This is a genomic window from Bradyrhizobium sp. 191, assembly GCF_023100985.1.
GTDB lineage: Bacteria > Pseudomonadota > Alphaproteobacteria > Rhizobiales > Xanthobacteraceae > Bradyrhizobium > Bradyrhizobium diversitatis.
This window is the reverse complement of record NZ_CP064692.1, coordinates 1390934-1409047: the sequence shown is the minus strand read 5'-3', so window position 1 is coordinate 1409047 and position 18114 is coordinate 1390934. Positions and strand designations below refer to the sequence as shown.

15 protein-coding genes are annotated in these 18114 nt (G+C 65.8%); 11 read left to right on the top strand and 4 right to left on the bottom strand.

Features of this window, described 5'->3' with window-relative positions; translation table 11 throughout:
* Positions 1 to 195: 195 nt before the first annotated feature.
* Both glgX and IVB23_RS06550 read right to left on the bottom strand, forming a co-directional pair.
* Positions 196 to 2433 (bottom strand): glycogen debranching protein GlgX, encoded by a 2238-nt coding sequence (glgX, locus tag IVB23_RS06555; RefSeq protein WP_247802994.1) that lies wholly within the window; start codon positions 2431 to 2433, stop codon positions 196 to 198.
* 20 nt (positions 2434 to 2453) lie between these two features.
* Positions 2454 to 2735, bottom strand: a complete 282-nt coding sequence (locus IVB23_RS06550; protein WP_061882051.1) for a DUF3606 domain-containing protein — start codon at positions 2733 to 2735, stop codon at positions 2454 to 2456.
* Between the two features lie 184 nt (positions 2736 to 2919).
* On the opposite strand from IVB23_RS06550, the gene treZ reads away from it, so the two are divergent.
* Positions 2920 to 4779, top strand: a complete 1860-nt coding sequence (treZ, locus tag IVB23_RS06545) for a malto-oligosyltrehalose trehalohydrolase (RefSeq protein ID WP_247802993.1) — start codon at positions 2920 to 2922, stop codon at positions 4777 to 4779.
* Here treZ and IVB23_RS06540 read toward each other — a convergent pair.
* On the bottom strand, positions 4776 to 6194 hold the full coding sequence (locus IVB23_RS06540) for a cytosine permease (RefSeq protein WP_247802992.1): 1419 nt from the start codon (positions 6192 to 6194) through the stop codon (positions 4776 to 4778). The two genes, treZ and IVB23_RS06540, sit on opposite strands and share 4 nt — an antisense overlap.
* 265 nt (positions 6195 to 6459) lie before the next feature.
* Positions 6460 to 6954: a MarR family transcriptional regulator gene (locus tag IVB23_RS06535; RefSeq protein WP_247802991.1), complete on the bottom strand. Its 495-nt coding sequence runs from the start codon at positions 6952 to 6954 to the stop codon at positions 6460 to 6462.
* Between the two features lie 183 nt (positions 6955 to 7137).
* Between IVB23_RS06535 and IVB23_RS06530 the strand changes: the two genes are divergently transcribed.
* The 10 genes from IVB23_RS06530 (at position 7138) to IVB23_RS06485 (ending at position 18051) form a co-directional block, all read left to right on the top strand.
* Positions 7138 to 8415 (top strand): amidohydrolase/deacetylase family metallohydrolase, encoded by a 1278-nt coding sequence (locus tag IVB23_RS06530; protein ID WP_247802990.1) that lies wholly within the window; start codon positions 7138 to 7140, stop codon positions 8413 to 8415.
* A 9-nt stretch (positions 8416 to 8424) separates the two neighbouring features.
* Entirely contained in the window at positions 8425 to 10818 is a 2394-nt protein-coding gene (locus tag IVB23_RS06525) for a xanthine dehydrogenase family protein molybdopterin-binding subunit (protein ID WP_247802989.1), read from the top strand.
* Positions 10815 to 11651 carry an FAD binding domain-containing protein gene (locus tag IVB23_RS06520; RefSeq protein WP_197965462.1) on the top strand — a complete coding sequence of 279 codons (837 nt, stop codon included), beginning with the start codon at positions 10815 to 10817 and terminating at the stop codon, positions 11649 to 11651. The genes IVB23_RS06525 and IVB23_RS06520 overlap by 4 nt, the downstream gene beginning before the upstream one ends.
* Entirely contained in the window at positions 11648 to 12835 is a 1188-nt protein-coding gene (locus IVB23_RS06515) for a 2Fe-2S iron-sulfur cluster-binding protein (protein ID WP_247802988.1), read from the top strand. The genes IVB23_RS06520 and IVB23_RS06515 overlap by 4 nt, the downstream gene beginning before the upstream one ends.
* A gap of 74 nt (positions 12836 to 12909) precedes the next feature.
* On the top strand, positions 12910 to 14064 hold the full coding sequence (locus IVB23_RS06510; RefSeq protein WP_247802987.1) for an ABC transporter substrate-binding protein: 1155 nt from the start codon (positions 12910 to 12912) through the stop codon (positions 14062 to 14064).
* Between the two features lie 270 nt (positions 14065 to 14334).
* A complete protein-coding gene (locus tag IVB23_RS06505; RefSeq protein WP_061882058.1) occupies positions 14335 to 15207 on the top strand; it encodes a branched-chain amino acid ABC transporter permease in 873 nt (290 codons plus the stop codon).
* On the top strand, positions 15204 to 16247 hold the full coding sequence (locus IVB23_RS06500; RefSeq protein ID WP_061882059.1) for a branched-chain amino acid ABC transporter permease: 1044 nt from the start codon (positions 15204 to 15206) through the stop codon (positions 16245 to 16247). Before IVB23_RS06505 ends, IVB23_RS06500 begins: the two co-directional genes overlap by 4 nt.
* Positions 16247 to 17029 (top strand): ABC transporter ATP-binding protein, encoded by a 783-nt coding sequence (locus tag IVB23_RS06495; RefSeq protein ID WP_061882060.1) that lies wholly within the window; start codon positions 16247 to 16249, stop codon positions 17027 to 17029. The genes IVB23_RS06500 and IVB23_RS06495 overlap by 1 nt, the downstream gene beginning before the upstream one ends.
* Positions 17022 to 17726, top strand: coding sequence for an ABC transporter ATP-binding protein (locus IVB23_RS06490; protein ID WP_061882302.1), 705 nt, complete (start codon positions 17022 to 17024; stop codon positions 17724 to 17726). The genes IVB23_RS06495 and IVB23_RS06490 overlap by 8 nt, the downstream gene beginning before the upstream one ends.
* A complete protein-coding gene (locus tag IVB23_RS06485; RefSeq protein WP_061882061.1) occupies positions 17698 to 18051 on the top strand; it encodes a Rieske (2Fe-2S) protein in 354 nt (117 codons plus the stop codon). The genes IVB23_RS06490 and IVB23_RS06485 overlap by 29 nt, the downstream gene beginning before the upstream one ends.
* Positions 18052 to 18114 lie beyond the last annotated feature (63 nt).

Here is an 18114-nt window from a genome sequence, read left to right as displayed (position 1 = left end):
CCGGGTGTTCCAAGCTGATCAGTCCTCCGCCTCGGAGGCTTCACCATGCCTGGTCCCAGCACCCCGCAGTCCATGGCGTGCTGCGGACGACAGTCTAAAGCATAATCGGGAAAAGTGCGCAGCGGTTTTCCGAAAAGATCGTGCTTGAACAACAACCTGGAGCGTGATGACGATTCATCCTCATCGCATCGCGCTTCAGCCCGGAAGAGGTGTGTCGGCGATGTCCAGCAGGGCGCCGAGACCCTGCCGCAGGCGGCGCGTCGCGATGTTATCGTTGGCAAGGCCCAACGTCAGCAGGGATCGCCCGGTCACCGCGTAGGCGTGCCCGAACTCGAATTCGGCCATGGGCGCGTCAGGCCGATTGGTGTCGATCAGGCCCAGCCAGCTGCGGCCGTCGGTGACCTCCGGCAGGGTGAAGTTCACGACGTCGTGGTGCGCGTTGTAGACCAGCAGCATGGTCGCATCCGAGCCCCGGCGCTTGATCCCGGTCTCCTGCGCGCGGCCGTCGAGCAGCATCCCGAAGCATTTGGCATTGCCGTCCTGCCACTGCTCCGTCGTCATCTCCTCGCCGGAGGGCGAGAGCCAGGTGACGTCCTTGACGTCGAGCTCCTCGTTGTGCGAGCCGACCAGGAAGCGGCTGCGGTAGAGGATGGGAAAGGCCTTGCGGGTGGCAATCAGCTTGCGCACGAACTCGCGCAGGCTGCGGCCGTTCGCGGTGATGCCCATCCAGCTGAGCCAGGTGGTCTCGTTGTCCTGGGCGTAAGCATTGTTGTTGCCGTTCTGGGTGTGCCCGAACTCGTCGCCGGCGAGCAGCATGGGCGTGCCGTGCGACAGCAGCATCGTCGCCAGCAGATTCCGCTTCTGGCGCTCGCGCAAGCCGGTGATCTCCGGATCGTCGGTCGGCCCTTCGACACCACAGTTCCAGGAATGGTTGTTGCTGTGACCGTCGCGATTGTCCTCGCCATTCGCCTCGTTGTGCTTGTCGTTGTAGGAGACGAGATCGTTCAGGTTGAAACCGTCATGGGCCGTGACGAAGTTGACACTGGCCCAGGGCCGCCGCCCGCGCTTGTTGAAGAGGTCGCCGGATCCCGATACGCGCTTGGCAAAGTCGGCCAGCGTGCCCGGGTCGCCCTTCCAGAAGGCGCGCACCGTGTCCCTGAACTTGTCGTTCCACTCGGCCCAGCCGGGCGGAAACTGGCCGACCTGGTAGCCTCCGGGACCGATGTCCCAGGGCTCCGCGATCAGCTTGACGCTGGAGAGCACGGGATCCTGGCGGCAGGCATCGAGGAAGCCGCCGCCTTCATCGAAGCCATAGGGTTCGCGCGCAAGGATGGTGGCGAGATCGAAACGGAAGCCGTCGACCCGCATCTCAGTGGCCCAGTAGCGCAGGGAATCGGCGACGAGCTGAAGCACGCGCTGATGCGAAAGATTGACGGTGTTCCCCGTGCCGGTGTCGTTGATGTAGTAGCGCTTCTGGTCGGGCAGCAGGCGGTAGTAGCTGGCATTGTCGATGCCCTTGAACGACAGGGTCGGGCCGAGCTCGTTGCCTTCCGCGGTGTGATTGTAGACGACGTCGAGAATGATCTCGATACCATGGGCGTGAAACTGGTTGACCATGGCCTTGAACTCGTTCGCGGCCGGCGTCTTGAGGTAACGCGGATCAGGCGCGAAGAAGGCGATGGAATTGTAGCCCCAGTAGTTGCGCAGGCCTTTCTCGACGAGATAGCTGTCGTCGACGAAGGCGTGGATCGGCAGCAACTCGGCGCTGGTGATGCCCAGCGAGCGCAAGTAAGCCGGGACTTCCGAATGTGCCAGGCCCGAGAACGTGCCGCGGTCGGCTTCCGGCACCAGCGGATGCAGCTGGGTAAACCCCTTGACGTGCATCTCGTAGACGATCGTCCGCTCCCAAGGCACTTCCGGCTTGCGCGATGCGCCCCAGGTGAAGGCGGGATCGATCACGCGGCACTTCTGCATCAACGGCGCGCTGTCGCGTTCGTCGTAGGAGAGATCCTTGTCGGCATCGTCGAGCCGGTAGCCGAACAGCTCCGGTCCCCAGCGGAGCTGGCCGACCAGCTGCCTGGCGTAGGGATCGAGCACGAGCTTGTTGGGATTGAAGCGGTGGCCGGCGTCGGGCTCGTAAGGGCCATGGACTCGGTAGCCGTAGACCGTCCCGGGGCGGGCGGAAGGCAGATAACCGTGCCAGACTTCGTCGGTATATTCGGGAAGCTCGATACGCTCGAGCTCAGTTTCACCGGTGTCGTCGAACAGGCAGAGCTCGACCTTGGCGGCGTGAGCCGAAAACAGCGCGAAATTGACGCCGAGCCCATCCCAGGTGGCGCCCAGCGGGAATGGTCTGCCCTCGGTGATCCGGGTGCGGCGCAGGCTCGAGGCCGCCCGCGTCAGGGCATCGTCCGACTGTACTGTTTGATCCATCCTTCCCCCCGAATAGCCCGTCAGGACGTCGTCACGGTTGCCGCGACCTCGGTCGTGACCGGCTCGCCGGCGCTGGCCGAAGTGATCAACGCGGCGGCAGGCACAGCGACCGGCTTGGTCAGCACCTTGGCCCTTTGCAGAGCTGCCTCCTTGCTGATGGCCGGGATCGAATTGCCGATCCGCCCGACGATCGCGGTGAGCTCTGCGTCCGATAGTCCAAGGCGCTTCTTGAGCAGGCGCACCTGGGCGCGGTCGGTCACGTCGAGCTTGTTACGGATGGTCTGCGGTCTCGGGCGGCGCATGGCGGCGGCTCCTGTCTGGAACGCTAACCGTTGCGCCAGTGATTCCGTTCCCTGCATGCTGCAAATGTCCGGCGTCGCCGCCACCGAGGAACGAACGCTCATGGCTCCGCTTTGTCGCCCCGACGCTTGCAAGCGATCTTGAAGCATGCCGAGGCGCAGGGCATGCAGGCGAAAGGGGACGGGCTTGAGGCAAACACTGGGAACGGCCGAGCAGAGCCGGCGCCACGGCCCACAGGTCCTCGATCATGGGGTCTCGTTCAACCTGTGGGCGCCTACGGCCCGATCGGTCGAACTGCTCGAAGTCGGCCAGCCGCCCCGCGGGATGCCGCGCGACGACGACGGCTGGTATCAACTGCTGAGCCCGACCGCGCGTGCCGGCACGCGCTATCAGTTCAGGATCAACGAAGGTCTCGTCGTTCCCGATCCCGCCTCGTTCTTCCAGCCGGACGACGTCGGTGCGCCCAGCGAGGTGATCGATACGGCTGCGCTGAGGGACCCGGTTCTCTACCCGGGCCGTCCCTGGGCGGAGGCCGTGATCTACGAGCTGCATGTCGGCACCTTCAGCGAGGAGGGCACCTATGCCGGCGTCGAGAAGAGGCTGTCTTATCTGCGCGATCTCGGCATCACCGCCATCGAGCTGATGCCGCTCAACGACGTCCCCGGCCGGCACAATTGGGGCTATGACGGCGTGCTCCTGAACGCGCCGAATGCCCGCTACGGCCGGCCCGAGGATCTCAAGCGGCTGCTGCGGGCCGCGCATGCCCTCGACATCATGGTTTATCTCGATGTCGTCTATAACCATTTCGGGCCGCAGCTGAACTATCTGCATCTTTATGCGGAGAACTTCTTCACGGCGCGCCACACCACGGGCTGGGGGCCTGCCGTCAATCTCGAAGGACCCGACGGCGCTTTCGTGCGCGGGTTTCTGATCGAGAATGCGTTGATGTGGCTGCGCGATTATGGCTTTGACGGGCTGCGGTTCGATGCGGTCCACGCGCTGAAGGACGATTCCGAGCGGCATTTCCTGATCGAGCTGGCCGAGACCGTGCGCAGTCAGCTCGGGGGCCGGCACGTCTATCTGATGCTGGAGAACGAGGCCAATCAGGCGCACCTGCTCGCGCGTTCGCAGGGACGGGCGAGGTATTACGACGCGCAGTGGGGCGACGATTTTCACAACGCGCTCCACGTCCTGCTCACGGGCGAGGACGAAGGCTATTACCGGGCGTTCGCAGACAAGCCGCTCGAACATCTCGCGCGATCCCTGACCGAGGGCTTTGCCTATCAGGGCGAAGTCTTTCCTCTGCACCAGGAGCCGCGCGGCGAGCCGAGTGCTGATCTGCCGCCCGAAGCGACCATCTTCTTCGCCCAGAACCACGACCAGGTCGGCAACCGCGCCTTCGGGGAACGGCTGTCCCGATTGGTCGATCCGGACAGGCTGGAGCTCGCGCTGGCCCTGGTGCTGCTGAGCCCGCATATTCCGATGCTGTTCATGGGTGAGGAAGCCGCCGCCGACACGCCCTTCCTGTTCTTTGCGGACTGGACGGGCGAAGCTGCCGAATTGACGCGGGAAGGCCGGCGCAAGGAGTTTTCGCATTTCAAGGCTTTCGCAACTCCCGAAACGCGCGCCAGAATTCCGGACCCGTGCGACGAAGGAACCTTCCTGGCCTCAAAGCTGGACTGGACCAGCATCGAGCAATCGCCTTCCGGCACCAGGTTCCGGGCGCTGACGGCGCAGTTGTTGACGGTGCGGCGCGAGAAGATCGTGCCGCTGATCAAACGTGGGTTCGTTTCGGCGCAGCGACAATTGTTCGGCACGGATCCCCGCATGGGCGGCGTGGATGTGCGCTGGCACACGGAGCAGGGCGACGTTTTGCAGATCGCCGCCAATTTCGCCGACCACGAGCTCCCCATGCCGCCGCTGGTCGAGGGCGAAAGCCTGTGGCGATTGCGCCCTCATGTCGCCGGAGGACTTGGGCCCGGCGACATGATCGTGCGGTTGGCCGCAAGCGCTGACGAAGAGACGAGGTCAGCGCTCTGCGGCTAGCTGCCGGCACGGCTCGCGACCGCCGGTGTGGGCGAGGTCGCGAACTTGCCGAGCCCGAGATAGACCAGGCCCGCCACACCGATCCCGAACAGCCAGCTCAGATCGGCGCCGCCGAGAAGATTGATCGAGATCGGCCCCTGCAGCGCGCTGACGAGGCCGTCCTGCACCAGCCATCCGGAAACGAGGCCGGCGAAGAACGCGATCATGCCGGCCCAGTTGATGTCGCCATAGGCGCTGCTCTCCGGCGACCGGTAGAGCTCGGCCACCTCGATCTTGCCCTTGCGCTTGATGAAGAAGTCGGCGAGCACCACGCCGGCCCACGGGCTCATCCACAACAGCAGGCTGATCATCCAATGGTCGAACGCCTTCGCGAACGACGGCGCGAAGATGAAGTAGAGGGTAACCAGATAGCCGGCGACGCCGACGATGACGGTGAGCCAGAAGCGCGAGAGTTTCAGCCCCGCGCTCAGGGCCGCCAGCGCCGCCGAATAGACGTTGAGAATGTTGGTGGCGATCGGGCCGTGCAGCACCATCAACAGGACCAGGATGCTGACGGGACCGCCGAACACCGCGCTGACCATCTTGGCAGGGTCGGTGTCCAGCGTCGTCGAGGCAATGGTCGCGCCGAGAATGCCGAGCCAGACTGTCGGCACGAACATGCCGACATAGCTGTACCAGAACACGGCCTTCGATGGCGTGGAGCGCGGCACGAAGCGCGAATAGTCGGAGGCCCAGGTGACCCAGGAAATCCCCCAGCCGACGCCGATTGCGGTCATGAGCATCGTCAGCATCGCAAGATGCGCGCCGGGCGGCAGCGAGGTGGTCAGGCTCCAGTTGACGACGCCGGGCCGCGTCCAGGCCAGCACGCTCATCAGCACCATGATGGCGATGGTCGGCGGCACCGTGTACTTCTCGAAGGTGCGGATCGCGTAGAAGCCGTAGACGCCGATCATCACCTGCACCGCCATCACCAGCGTGATGACGACGAGCTCGATCAGCCAGGTGTCGGGAATACCGAACTGGCCGAGGATGCCCATCGAGACCTTGACCGGGAAATAGGTGTTCACGCCGATCCAGCCCAGCGTCATCAGGAACATCAGGATGCTCGGCAGGTAGGCGCCGCGGACGCCGAAGGCGGACCGGCTCAGCACCATCTGGTTGACGCCGGTCTTGTGTCCCATCACGGTGAAAGTCGCGAAGATCGCGCAGCCGACGATGTTGCCGAGCACGATGACCGCGATCGTCTCCATCAGGCCGAGCTTGAGGATGATGCCGAGCGCGCCGAGCGCCCAGTTCACCGGCGCGATGTTGGCGCCGGCCCAGATCCACATCTGCTGCGGCCCGCTGGAGTCCCGGTCCGCGTCGGGAATTGGCTCGATGCTGTGAATATCAGCGCGAAGTTCGGAATCCGTCATGACATCCCCCAATACGAAGCACGCTTCGCATCACCGCAGCATAAATCGTGCCATGGAATTGCGGGGCGGCCGAGCGGGCGGGCGTCGATGCCGGGGGTCATGCGCGTCGCGCCGGATGCGATTGCGTTTTCAAGCGTTGGCCGATCTTGCGCGAGCGTACGCTTCGGCATGTCTGCCGCGCCGGCGAGAGGCGGGCGATGTTGCTCGGCCGGGCAGCGGTACGATGATAAATTGAGCAGCCGAACTCAAAAGCGCAGCACTGTTCCTAATCGAATACGGCAGCAGCGCTGTCGCGACTGGGATGGCCGGCCACGATGCGCTGCATCATGTCGATGAAAAGCGCCTGCTCCCGCTGGCTCAAATCGCCGAGCGTCGCACGATGCGCCTGTCGCGCTGCGCCCTCGATCTTGACCAGCAGCGCGGCTCCGGCCGGTGTCAGTCGGCACAGCCGGGCCCGGCGATCGTCCTTGTTCACCGCGCGCTCGACGAGGTTTCGGGCGGCGAGCCGCTTCAAGGCGCCGGTCGTCGTGGTGCGATCGAGGGCGATATCGGCCGCCAAAGTGGTCTGATCGGCGGTTTCACGCACCGCCAGCGCCGAAAGCAGGCTGTATTGCAGCGGCGTGACCTCGAATTCGCCGCAGGCCTCCTGAAACAGCGCGACGTGGATCTGGTGCAGCCGGCGGATCAGATAGCCGGGCCGTTCCGACAAGGGCCAGGGGCGGTGCCTCGTCCCGCCGCGACGTGTCTTCGCCTGCCGCAATGCACACTCTCCCAAGCCGAAACCCTGCCGCGCTTAGCTCGATTCGAGTGCGCCTGCCACATCAGGATCATGGCACGATGCTTGCTTTTGTCAAAATGCGAAGCATGCTTCGTAATGTCAAAATACGAAGCATGCTTCGTAATTCGGGCGAAGCCGTCGCCCGCGCGAGAAGAGGAGAGCATCATGTCCGTCACTGCCAGCTTCGACCTTCTGCTGCGATGTGGTCGCGTGATTTGTCCGGCCTCCGGCGTCGATGGCATCAAGGACGTCGCCATCCGCAACGGCAAGATTGCTGCGGTCGCGTCCGACATTCTGCCGACCAGCGCCAGGGAGGTCGTCGACGTCGGCGGCAAGCTGGTGCTGCCCGGGCTGATCGACACGCACGCCCATGTCTATCAATATGTCTCCGGCCGCTTCGGCATGAATCCCGACATGGTCGGCGTGCAATCGGGTGTGACGACGCTGGTCGATCAGGGCGGTCCGTCCTGCATGACGCTGCCGGGCTTTCGCCATTTCATCGCGGAAGCCTCGGCCTCGCGCGTCTATGCATTTATCTCCGCCTATCTCGTCGGCGGCCTTGAGGGACACTTCTATCCGCAGCTCTACAGCCCCGATGGCGTCGACATCGACGCGACCGTGAAGGCGGCGACGGCCAATCTCGACATCGTGCGCGGCATCAAGGCGCATGCCGAGATCGGCGGCTTCGCGCGCTGGGGCATTCGCGTCATCGAGATGGCGGCGGAGATCGGCAAGCGCGCCGATCTGCCGGTCTATGTGCATTTCGGCCAGCTCTGGGGCCTGCCCGAGAGCGGCGCCAATGGCGAGGATGCCGACACGATCCTGACGCGCGTGATTCCGCTCCTGCGCGAGGGCGACATTCTCGCCCATCCCTTCACGCGCCATCCCGGCGGCTTCGTCAATCGCGAGGGCGAGGTGCACCCGGTGATTAGGGCCGCGCTCGACCGCGGCCTGAAGGTCGACGTCGGTCACGGCAGCCATTTCTCCTACCGGCTGGCAAAGAAGGCAATCGCCGCCGGCATCGTTCCGACTACGCTCGGCGCCGACATCCACGGCTACAACACCCATGTGCCCGCGCCGGCGGGAACGCCGGACCAGCATGAGGATGAGGAGAATCATCCCTTCGCCGGACAGGCCAAGTTCAGCCTTGTCCAGGCGATGAGCTCGATGATGGCGCTCGGCCTGTCGCTGGAGCAGGTGGTGCCGATGGTCACCTCCAATCCCGCCAGGATGCTCGGCCGCAGCGGGGAGATCGGTGCGCTCAAGGTCGGCATGGATGCCGATGTCTCCGTGCTCTCGGAGCAGAACGGCCGCTTCGTCCTCACGGACAACGAGAAGAACGAGGTGATCGCCGAGCGCCTGCTGCAGCCGGCGTTCTGCCTGCGTGCCGGCACGCGCTTCGACGCGGTCGCGCCGATCCTGCCTCAAGCTGTCGCGGCATAAGGGCGGGCGGTGAAGGAGAACGCCGGCGTGCGCAACGAGCGAGAATTTCCTTCGGGCAAGTCCGGGCAGGGCGTGGGCGCGCGGCTGCCTCGGAAGGAGGACGACCGCCTGATGCGCGGCCGCGGCCAGTATGTCGCCGATATCAGGCTCGCCGGCCTTCAGGACGTCGCCTTCGTGCGCAGCCCGCTGGCGCATGCACGCATCCGCGGAATTCATGTGCCGGAACGCCATCGCTGCAGCGTGTTCACGGCGGCCGATCTCGACGGCATCAAGCCCATCCGCGCGGTCTCGGGGCTTCCCGGCTTCAAGATTTCCGAGCAGCCGGTGCTCGCAACCGGCAAGGTGCGGCAGGTCGGTGAGCTCGTCGCGATGTGCCTCGCGCCGACACGCGCCGAAGCGGAGGACATCGCGGCGTCCGTGACGTTGGATCTCGAAGAGCTGCCGGCGGTCTACGACATGCTGAAGGCGCGCGAGCCCGGTTCGGCGCTGGTGCACGAGCATTGGGGCGACAATGTCTTCCTCGAAACCAACTATGAGGTCGACATCTCGGCTGCGCTGGATGCGCCGATCAAGGTGACGCGCGAGATCTCAACCGCGCGGCAGTGCATGTCGCCGCTCGAAGGCCGCGGCGTGGTCGCGACGTTCGACCGGCGGCTCGATCAGCTCACGCTGCATTCCGCGGCGCAGATGCCGCACATCACGCGCAGTGGTCTTGCCGAATGCCTCGGCATGGAGGAGGGCCAGATCCGCGTCATCTCGCCCGACGTCGGCGGCGGTTTCGGCCACAAGGGCATTTTGCTGCCCGAAGAGGTCTGCCTGTCCTGGCTGACGATGCAGCGCGGCCATCCGGTGCGCTGGATCGAGGATCGCCGTGAGCATCTCGTCGCCAGCTCCAATTGCCGCGAGCACCATTACAGGATCACGGTCTATGCCGACCGCGACGGCACGCTGCGCGGCATCGATTGCGAGGCGACCGTGGATTCCGGCGCCTACTCGTCCTATCCGTTCTCGGCCTGCCTCGAGGCCGCCCAGGTCGCGAGCATCCTGCCGGGTCCTTACAAGATGCCGGCCTATCGCTGCCGCACCTTCTCGGTCGCCACCAACAAGTGTCCGATCCTGCCCTATCGCGGCGTGGCGCGCACCGGCGTCTGCTTCGCGCTGGAATTGATGCTCGACCTCGTGGCGGCGGAGGCCGGGCTCGAGCCCGGCGAGGTCCGGCTGCGCAATCTGGTGCGGCCGGAGCAGATGCCGTTCGACAACATCACCAGGAAGCATTTTGACAGCGGCGACTATCCGGAGGCGATGCGGCGCGCGCTCGCCGCAATCGACTTCGACGCCATCCGCGCGAAGCAAGGCCGAGGCGAGGCCGACGGCCGCCGTCTCGGCGTCGGCGTCTCCATCTATTGCGAGCAGGCCGCGCACGGCACCTCAGTCTATTCCGGGTGGGGCATCCCGATGGTGCCGGGCCATGAGCAGGCCTCGGCCCGGCTGACGCCCGATGGCGGCCTCGAATTGCGCGTCGGCGTGCATTCGCACGGGCAAGGCATGGAGACCACGCTCGCCCAGGTCGCGCATGAGATCCTCGGGGTGGATGTCGCGAAGATCCGCATCATCCTCGGCGATACCGCGATGACGCCCTATTCGACCGGCACCTGGGGCTCGCGCTCGATGGTGATGGCGGGCGGCGCGGTGGCCACCGCCTGCCGCGAGCTCGGCGAACGTGCCCGGCGCATCGGCGCCAAGCTGTTGCAGCATGATCCGGCCTCGGTGGTGTTACAGAACGGCGAGGTGCGCGGCGTCAACGGCAGCGTCAGCCTGAAGGCGATCGCCCATACCTGGTATCGCCGCCCGCAGGATTTACCTGCCGACGTCGATCCAGGCGGGCTTGAGGTGACGCAAGGCTACAAGCCGGTGCGCGACAGCGGCACCTTCAGCTACGCCGCGCATGCGGCGGTGGTCGCGGTCGATCCTGATCTCGGCGAGGTCGAGATCCTCGACTACGTGATCGTCGAGGACGGCGGCGTGCTGGTCAATCCGCTCGTCGTCGACGGCCAGATCTATGGCGGCCTCGCGCAAGGGATCGGTACCGCGCTGTACGAAGAAATGCCGTTCGACGCCTCCGGTCAGCCGTTGGCGACGACGCTCGCCGATTATCTGCTGCCGGGCCCGACCGAGGTCCCGGCCGCGCGTCTCGACCACATGGAGACGCCGTCGCCCTATACCCAGTTCGGTGTGAAGGGCATCGGCGAGGGTGGGGCGATCGCGCCGCCGGCCGCGATCGCCAACGCCGTCAACGACGCGCTGCGCCCGCTCGGCGTCGAGCTGATGCAATCGCCGATCACGCCGCACCGGATCGTCGCGGCCGTGCTGGCCGCACGTGCGGCCGAAAGGAGTGCGGCATGAAGCCCGCTCCCTTCGCCTATGAACGCCCACGCGATCTCACCACCGCGCTCTCGATGCTGGCAGCCGGCAGCGGCTCGGCGAAAATCATCGCCGGCGGCCAGTCGCTCGGGCCGATGCTCAATCTGCGGCTGGTGCAGCCGGAGCTGATCGTGGATATTTCCGGCTTGGCCGAACTCAAAAGCGCGGAGATTTCCGGCGGCGAGCTCGTGCTCGGGGCCCTTGTCACCCATGCCGATATCGAAGACGGGCGGGCGGCCGACGTGACCCGCGGCGCCATGCGCGGCGTCGCCGCCAACATCGCCTATCGCGCCGTGCGCAACCGCGGCACGATCGGCGGCTCGCTCAGCCATGCCGATCCCGCCGCGGACTGGATTTCGGCACTTGCCGCTTTGGGCGCACGCGTGACGCTGCGCAGTCTTGCCGGTGTGCGCGCGATGCCTGTCGAGACGTTTGTGGTAGGTGCGCTGGAATCTGCGCTGCACACGGGCGAGATCGTCGAGGCGGTCCATGTGCCGACGCGATCGGCCTCGGCGCATTGGGGCTATGCCAAGAGCTGCCGCAAGACCGGCGAGTTCGCCCATGCCATCGGCGCGGTCCTGATCGATCCCGCCGCGGCTTCGGCGCGCATCGTGATCGGCGCGATCGACACGACCCCCATTGTCATCACCGACGCTGGCGAGCTGTTCGGCGGCCGCGTCACAGCCGACTACAAGCCGCGCTTCGATGTCCGCGTTGCCGACGCCCTTCTGGCCAAGGCCGGCATCGACGATGCCGCGCAACGCCATATCCATGTCAGCGTGCTGAGGCGCGCCGTCCAGGAGGCCGCGGCATGAGCACGATCGCGCTTCACGTCAATCGCCGCGCTGTGGAGCTGTCGGCCGAGCCACGCACCAGCCTTGCCGATTTCGTCCGCGACAAGCTCGACCTGACCGGCACCCATCTCGGCTGCGAGCATGGCGTCTGCGGCGCCTGCACCGTGCTGCTCGACGGCGTGCCGGCGCGCTCCTGCATCACCTATGCGGCGGCCTGCGAGGGCGCCGACGTCACCACGATCGAGGGTCTCGACGAGGACGAGGTCACGACCGAGCTGCGCGCCGCCTTCACCCGCGAGCATGCACTGCAATGCGGTTATTGCACACCGGGGATGCTGGTCTCCGCCCGCGACCTGGTGCTGCGTCTGCCCGATGCCGACGAGCGGCGCATTCGCGTCGGTCTCAGCGGCAATCTCTGCCGCTGTACCGGCTATGTCGGCATCGTGCGCGCGGTGCAGTCCGTGATCGAGGCGAGGCGTGCGCGTAATGTCGCGCCGCTCGCCGACGGTGGCAGGACCGTCCTCGGTCCGGCCGGCTCGGGGCGAGCTGAATCCGGCCGCTACGACCCGCAGCCTGCGCACACGGTGGCGGCTCCGGCGTCCGAGGGCGTCGCGCGCGGCACCATTCCCGATTTCACCCCGGCGACCGTTCTCGACCAGCGCTTCACGCTGCCGCACGCCCCGGCGAAGGTGTTCGCGATGTTCGACGATATCGCGGGCATCGCCGCCTGCCTTCCCGGCGTGTCGCTGACATCGCCGCCGCGGCCGGAGCGCGTGGAAGGATCGATCCGCGTTAAGCTCGGGCCGATCGCCGCGGCCTTCGAGGGGGCTGCGCGCGTCGCGCGCGATCCCGCGACGCTCTCCGGGCGCATCGTCGGCATCGGCACCGACCACCGCAGCCATTCGGCGACGCAAGGCGAGATCCGTTATCGCCTGCTGCCGCTCGAAGGCGGTGCGGCGACCGCGGTCGAGCTGTCGATCGGCTACGCGCTCACGGGAATGCTGGCCCAGATCGGCCGTCCCGGCCTGGTGCGGGATCTCGCCCGGCGCCTGGTCGCGGAGTTCGCCGCCAATCTCGATCGCCACATGTCCGGCGTGCCGTTAGGGCCGGGGACGCCGGCGGAGCTGAGCTTCTGGTCGATTGCGTCGGACGTTTTGCGCGCACGGATCGCCCGCATCTTTGGCCGCCGGAGCGAGGCGGGGTGACGGTGTGCTCGCACACCGGAAGTGACGAAGCCTGGACTGCATAGACATCAACAGCGTTGGATTGGAGAGACAACATGACACGAGCACTCGGACTGGTTCAGACAATCGCGCTGGCGACGGCCTTGTTCGGTGGCGCCGCGGAGGCGCAGACCATCAAGATCGGCGTCAACGAGCCGCTCACCGGCGCGTTCGCGGCGTCAGGCACTTACGTCGTCAACGGCGCCAAGATCGCCGCCGACGAGATCAACGCCAAGGGCGGCATCCTCGGCAAGAAGATCGAGCTCGTGATCGAGGACAACAAGAGCAACCCGACCGAAGCTGCCGCCGTCGCCGAAAAGCTGATCACCAGCGACAAGGTGCCGGTGCTGATGGGCGCCTGGGGCTCGAGCCTGACGCTCGCGGTGATGCCGAAGCTGATGGAATACGAGACCCCGATGGTGGTCGAGACCTCGTCCTCGGGCAAGATCACGACGACGGGCAATCCCTTCATCTTCCGCATCTCGCCGCCCTCGGCGGTGGAAGCTGCGGCGTTCAAGGGCATCGTCGACAAGCTGGCGCTGAAGAAGGTCGATTTCCTCGTCATCAACAATGACTGGGGCCGCGGCACCGCCGAGGACTTCAGCAAGATGATGAAGGAGAAGGGGATCAGCATCGGCCTGGTCGAGACCATGGACCAGGGTGCGCAGGACATGAGCGCGCAGCTCTCCAAGATCAAGAGCTCGGATTCCGAGACGGTCATCGTCACGACCGCGGTCGACCAGCTCACCCTGATCTTCAAGCAGGCCGCGGCGCTGGGCCTGAAGAAGCGGATCATCACCACCGGCGGCTCGCAGAATCCGGATCAGATCATCGCCCAGGCGGGAGCTGCCGCCAACGGCACCATGCATCTGACGACCTTCCTGCCCTGGTTCCCGGACAAGACGCCGAATCCGGAAGCGACCAACTACTTCATCACGGAATGGAAGAAGCGCGGCTTCGACTTCGCCGGCTGCACCGAGAGCTTCCGCGGCTATGACGGCATCCGCACCGCGGCGGCCGCGATCGAGAAGGCCGGCAAGGCCGAGCCCGCCGCGATCAAGGCCGCGCTCTGGCAGATCAACATCAAGGGCCTTAACGGCGACATCGTGTTCCGCAAGTCCGGCCCCGAGGGCAAGGAGAGCGGGCAGAGCCAGCCGAACGTCTATCTCATCGAGATCAACGACGGCAAAGTCGGGATGAAGACGCTTTAAGTCACCGGCAGGGCAATCGCATATGGTGATGTCTCCCATACGGCGCATCCTTCGAGACGCCCGCCTCCGGCGGGCCCTCAGGATGAGGGCGGAGTGTGTGGCGGCTGTTTTGGCGGGCACCGGTACCGCTTAGCCTCATCCTGAGGGACCGCGTAAGCGGTCGTCTCGAAGGACGAGGCGCGCGCCCGGTCTTTCAAGAACGCCATATGCGATAGCCAATAAAATCACTGGGGCGGCCCTCGCCGCCATCCAGAACAGACGGGAACAGCCTTGAGCGAATTTCTCCAGCATCTGATCAACATGCTCGTGCTCGGCGGCACCTATGCGCTGCTGGGCATCGGGTTGACCTTGATCTTCGGCATCATGAACGTCGTGAACTTCACGCATGGTGTGCTCTACACGTTCGGGGCCTACATCATGTTCATCGTGGTGCAGCAGCTCGGGCTGAACTTCTTTCTCGCGCTGCCCGTGGCCGTGCTGGCCGGATGGCTGCTCGGGGCGGCCATCGAGCTGACATTGCTACGACCGCTGCGCGGCTCCGACATCGACACCACGATGCTGGTCATGATCGGCGCCTGGATCGCAATGCAGTCCGGCACGCTGTGGATCTGGGGCGGCGTCGCCAAATCAGTGGCAACGCCGTTTCCGGAGGCGCCGCTGGTGCTCGGTCCGGTGTCGGTGTCCTGGCTGCGGCTGTTCGTGCTCGCCGCCGCGGCGCTTCTGATCCTCGTGACGTATCTGCTGATCAACAAGACCAGCCTCGGTCGCGCGATGCGGGCGACATTCCAGGATCACGACACGGCCTCGCTGATGGGTGTCAACGTGGACATGATCTACACCTCGACCTTCGCGATCGGCTCCAGCCTTGCGGCCGCGGCGGGCGCGCTGCTCGGGCCGGTCTACGTCATCTTCCCGCAGATGGGAGACCTCGCCGCCGTCAAGGCCTTCGCCATCGTCATCCTCGGCGGCCTCGGCAACATCACCGGCGCCGTGATCGGAGGCTTCATCCTCGCCCTGGCCGAAGAGCTCGGCGCCGGCTACGTCTCGTCGGGCTATCGCGATGCCATGGGCTTCCTGATCATCATTGCGGTGCTGATCTTCCGGCCGACGGGCCTGTTCGCGCGCGCGGAGCGCGTCGGATGAGGATTGCCATCACCATTCTCGCCGTTGCAGCGCTTGCCTCGGTCCCGCTCTGGCTACGCGATCCTTATCTGCTGAATGCGCTGATCACGACCGGGATCTTCGTCATCGGTGCGATGAGCCTCAATTTGCTGCTCGGATTCACCGGCCAGCTCAGCCTCGGTCACATCGCCTTCTTCGGCATCGGCGCCTATGTCAGCGCGCTGACGTCGCTCGGCTTCGATGTCGGCCTGCCCGGAGACGTGCGCCTGGTCCACGCGCCCTGGCCGCCGATCGTGGGCTTCGTGCTGGCGATCATCATTGCTGGATTGTGCGGCTATTTCGTCGGGCTGCTCTCGTTCCGCGTTCGCGGCGCCTATTTCGTCATCGTGACGATTTCCTTCGCCGAGGTCGTCCGGCTGGTTGCGCTGAACTGGGTCGAGCTGACGCAGGGGCCGCTGGCGCTGACCAACATTCCCTCGATCGCGCTGCCTTTGCCGGGCTTTGGCGAGCTGACGCTGCGCACCAAGCTGCAGAACTACTATCTCGTGCTGGTCGTCGCGCTCATCGCCTATCTCCTGATCGCGCGCCTCGTTCACTCGCATTTCGGCCGCGCGATGCGCGGGTTGATGGAGAACGAGACGCTGGCGGTCTCCGTCGGCATCGACGTGACCAGGACGCTGACGATCGCAGCCGTGATCTCGGCCGCGATCGCAGGCGCAGCCGGCAGCCTCTATGCCCACTACATCCGGATCATCGACCCCGAAGTGTTCGCCTTCATCAACACCGTCACCATGGTGATCATGGTCATCACCGGCGGCAAAGGCTCCCTGGCCGGGCCCGTCGTCGGCGGACTCATCTTCGGAATGCTGCCGGTCGCGCTCCGTCCGGTGATGGCGCCGGAAGCGCAATGGATTGCCTATGGCGGCGTGCTGATCGCCATCCTGTTCGTGCTGCCGCAGGGCATCGTGCCGTCACTCGCACTGCGTTTGGCGAAGCGGCGACGGCGCCGGTCGCCGGCGCCGGTGACTCTCGCGGAAACCGCTGCCAAGGAACCAGCGTGATGACGGCGCGCAGCATTGCCATGACCATCGACCAGGTCGCCGTCCGCTTCGGCGGGCTGGTTGCGATATCCGACATGAGTTTCACCGTAGGCGAGGGCGAGATCGTCAGCCTGATCGGGCCGAACGGCGCCGGCAAGACCACCGCCTTCAACGTCATGACCGGCTTCCTGACGCCGAGCGCCGGCCGCGTGACCTATCGCGACACTGCGCTCGCCGGTTTGAAGCCGCACCAGATCGCCGATCTCGGCCTGATCCGCACCTTCCAGCGCACCAGTGTATTCCCCAACGACACCGTCCACGACAATCTCCTGATCGGGCTGCATCGACAGGGCCGCGTCCGGCTGATCGACGCCATTCTCGGCCTGCCCGGCGCGCGCGTCTCGGAGCGCCGGCTGCGGCAGCGGGCGGGTGAGCTGCTGGAATGGGTTGGGCTCGAACGCCGCGCGCACGATGCCGCGGGCTCACTGTCCTACGGCGAGCAGCGTCTCGTCGGCGTCGCACTGGCGCTTGCGGCAGAACCGTCGATGCTGCTGCTCGATGAGCCGGTGTCCGGCATGAATGCCTCGGAAACCCATCGCTTCGTCGAATTGATCCGCAGCATCCGCGACCGCGGCATCACCATCCTCCTGGTCGAGCACGACATGCCGATGGTGATGACGGTCTCTGACCGCATCGTCGTGCTCAACTATGGCCGCATCATCGCGGAAGGGACGCCCGATGTGATCCGCAACGATCCGGCGGTCATCGAGGCCTATCTCGGACATGGAGCGGGACGTGCTTGAGATTCGCGAGATGGTTTGTGGCTATGGCGGCGTCACCGCGCTGCGCGGCATCTCGCTGGACGTGAAGGCCGGCCAGCTGGTCGCGCTGATCGGTGCCAACGGCGCCGGCAAGAGCACGACGTTGCGTGCGATCTCCGGGCTGGTGCCGCCGCGCTCCGGCCAGATGCGGTTCGAGGGCATCGACATCACCGGGGCGAGGCCCCCGCGCGTGTTGGCGAGCGGAATCGCGCATTGTCCGGAAGGGCGGCGCGTGTTTCCGCACATGACCGTCGAGGAGAATCTCGACATGGGGGCTTACCTCCGTCGCGGTTCGGGCGAGATCGCGGCCGACCGCGACCGCATCTATACGGAATTCCCGCGGCTTGCCGAGCGACGCCGGCAGGCGGCGGGCACGTTGTCCGGCGGCGAGCAGCAGATGCTCGCGATCGGGCGTGCGCTGATGTCGCGACCGCGGCTGATCATGTTCGACGAGCCATCGCTCGGGCTTGCGCCCAACATCGTCGAGCGCACCTTTGCGATCATCCGGGCCATCCGCGATGCCGGCACCACGGTGCTGCTGGTCGAGCAAAACGCCTTCGCCGCGCTGGAGATGTGCGATCATGCTTATCTGCTCGAGAACGGCCGCATCGTGCTGTCCGGCGCCGGCAGCGAGCTGATCGCGAACGAGCATGTGCGCAAGGCCTATCTCGGTGGGTGATGGCGCCGGGTGGATTGACGTCTGCGATCTCGACCGGCTGAAGGCGGAGGTGATCGTCCGCGTCGCCGGGCGCGACCTGCTCGTGATCTGGAACGAGGGCAATGTCGTTGCCTGCGAACGTGCGTGCCCGCACGAACAGGCGGATCTGGCCTTGGGGCAGGTGAGCACGGGGCGGCTGTATTGCCCGCGTCACGCGGCATCGTTCGATTTGCGCGATGGGGCAATCACCGCGGGATGGCCGAGCCCGCCGCTGCGGCTTTATCCGGTGCGGATCACGGGCGAGCGAATCTGGATTGAGATGCAGGGGCGGCAGCCGGGGCGATGATGACATCATGCCCCTGTTTTGCCCGACGAGTCAAAGCGATCACGACGGTGTCGATTGGTCTTC

What these genes read in the sequence shown, in the direction of transcription:
- IVB23_RS06500 (WP_061882059.1), top strand. Translation starts at nt 15,204, where the DNA reads ATGAGGATTGCCATCACCATTCTCGCCGTTGCAGCGCTTGCCTCGGTC.
- glgX (WP_247802994.1), bottom strand. Translation starts at nt 2,433, where the DNA reads ATGGATCAAACAGTACAGTCGGACGATGCCCTGACGCGGGCGGCCTCG.
- IVB23_RS06515 (WP_247802988.1), top strand. Translation starts at nt 11,648, where the DNA reads ATGAGCACGATCGCGCTTCACGTCAATCGCCGCGCTGTGGAGCTGTCG.
- IVB23_RS06520 (WP_197965462.1), top strand. Translation starts at nt 10,815, where the DNA reads ATGAAGCCCGCTCCCTTCGCCTATGAACGCCCACGCGATCTCACCACC.
- IVB23_RS06550 (WP_061882051.1), bottom strand. Translation starts at nt 2,735, where the DNA reads ATGCGCCGCCCGAGACCGCAGACCATCCGTAACAAGCTCGACGTGACC.
- IVB23_RS06540 (WP_247802992.1), bottom strand. Translation starts at nt 6,194, where the DNA reads ATGACGGATTCCGAACTTCGCGCTGATATTCACAGCATCGAGCCAATT.
- IVB23_RS06530 (WP_247802990.1), top strand. Translation starts at nt 7,138, where the DNA reads ATGTCCGTCACTGCCAGCTTCGACCTTCTGCTGCGATGTGGTCGCGTG.
- IVB23_RS06495 (WP_061882060.1), top strand. Translation starts at nt 16,247, where the DNA reads ATGACGGCGCGCAGCATTGCCATGACCATCGACCAGGTCGCCGTCCGC.
- IVB23_RS06485 (WP_061882061.1), top strand. Translation starts at nt 17,698, where the DNA reads ATGTGCGCAAGGCCTATCTCGGTGGGTGATGGCGCCGGGTGGATTGAC.
- IVB23_RS06510 (WP_247802987.1), top strand. Translation starts at nt 12,910, where the DNA reads ATGACACGAGCACTCGGACTGGTTCAGACAATCGCGCTGGCGACGGCC.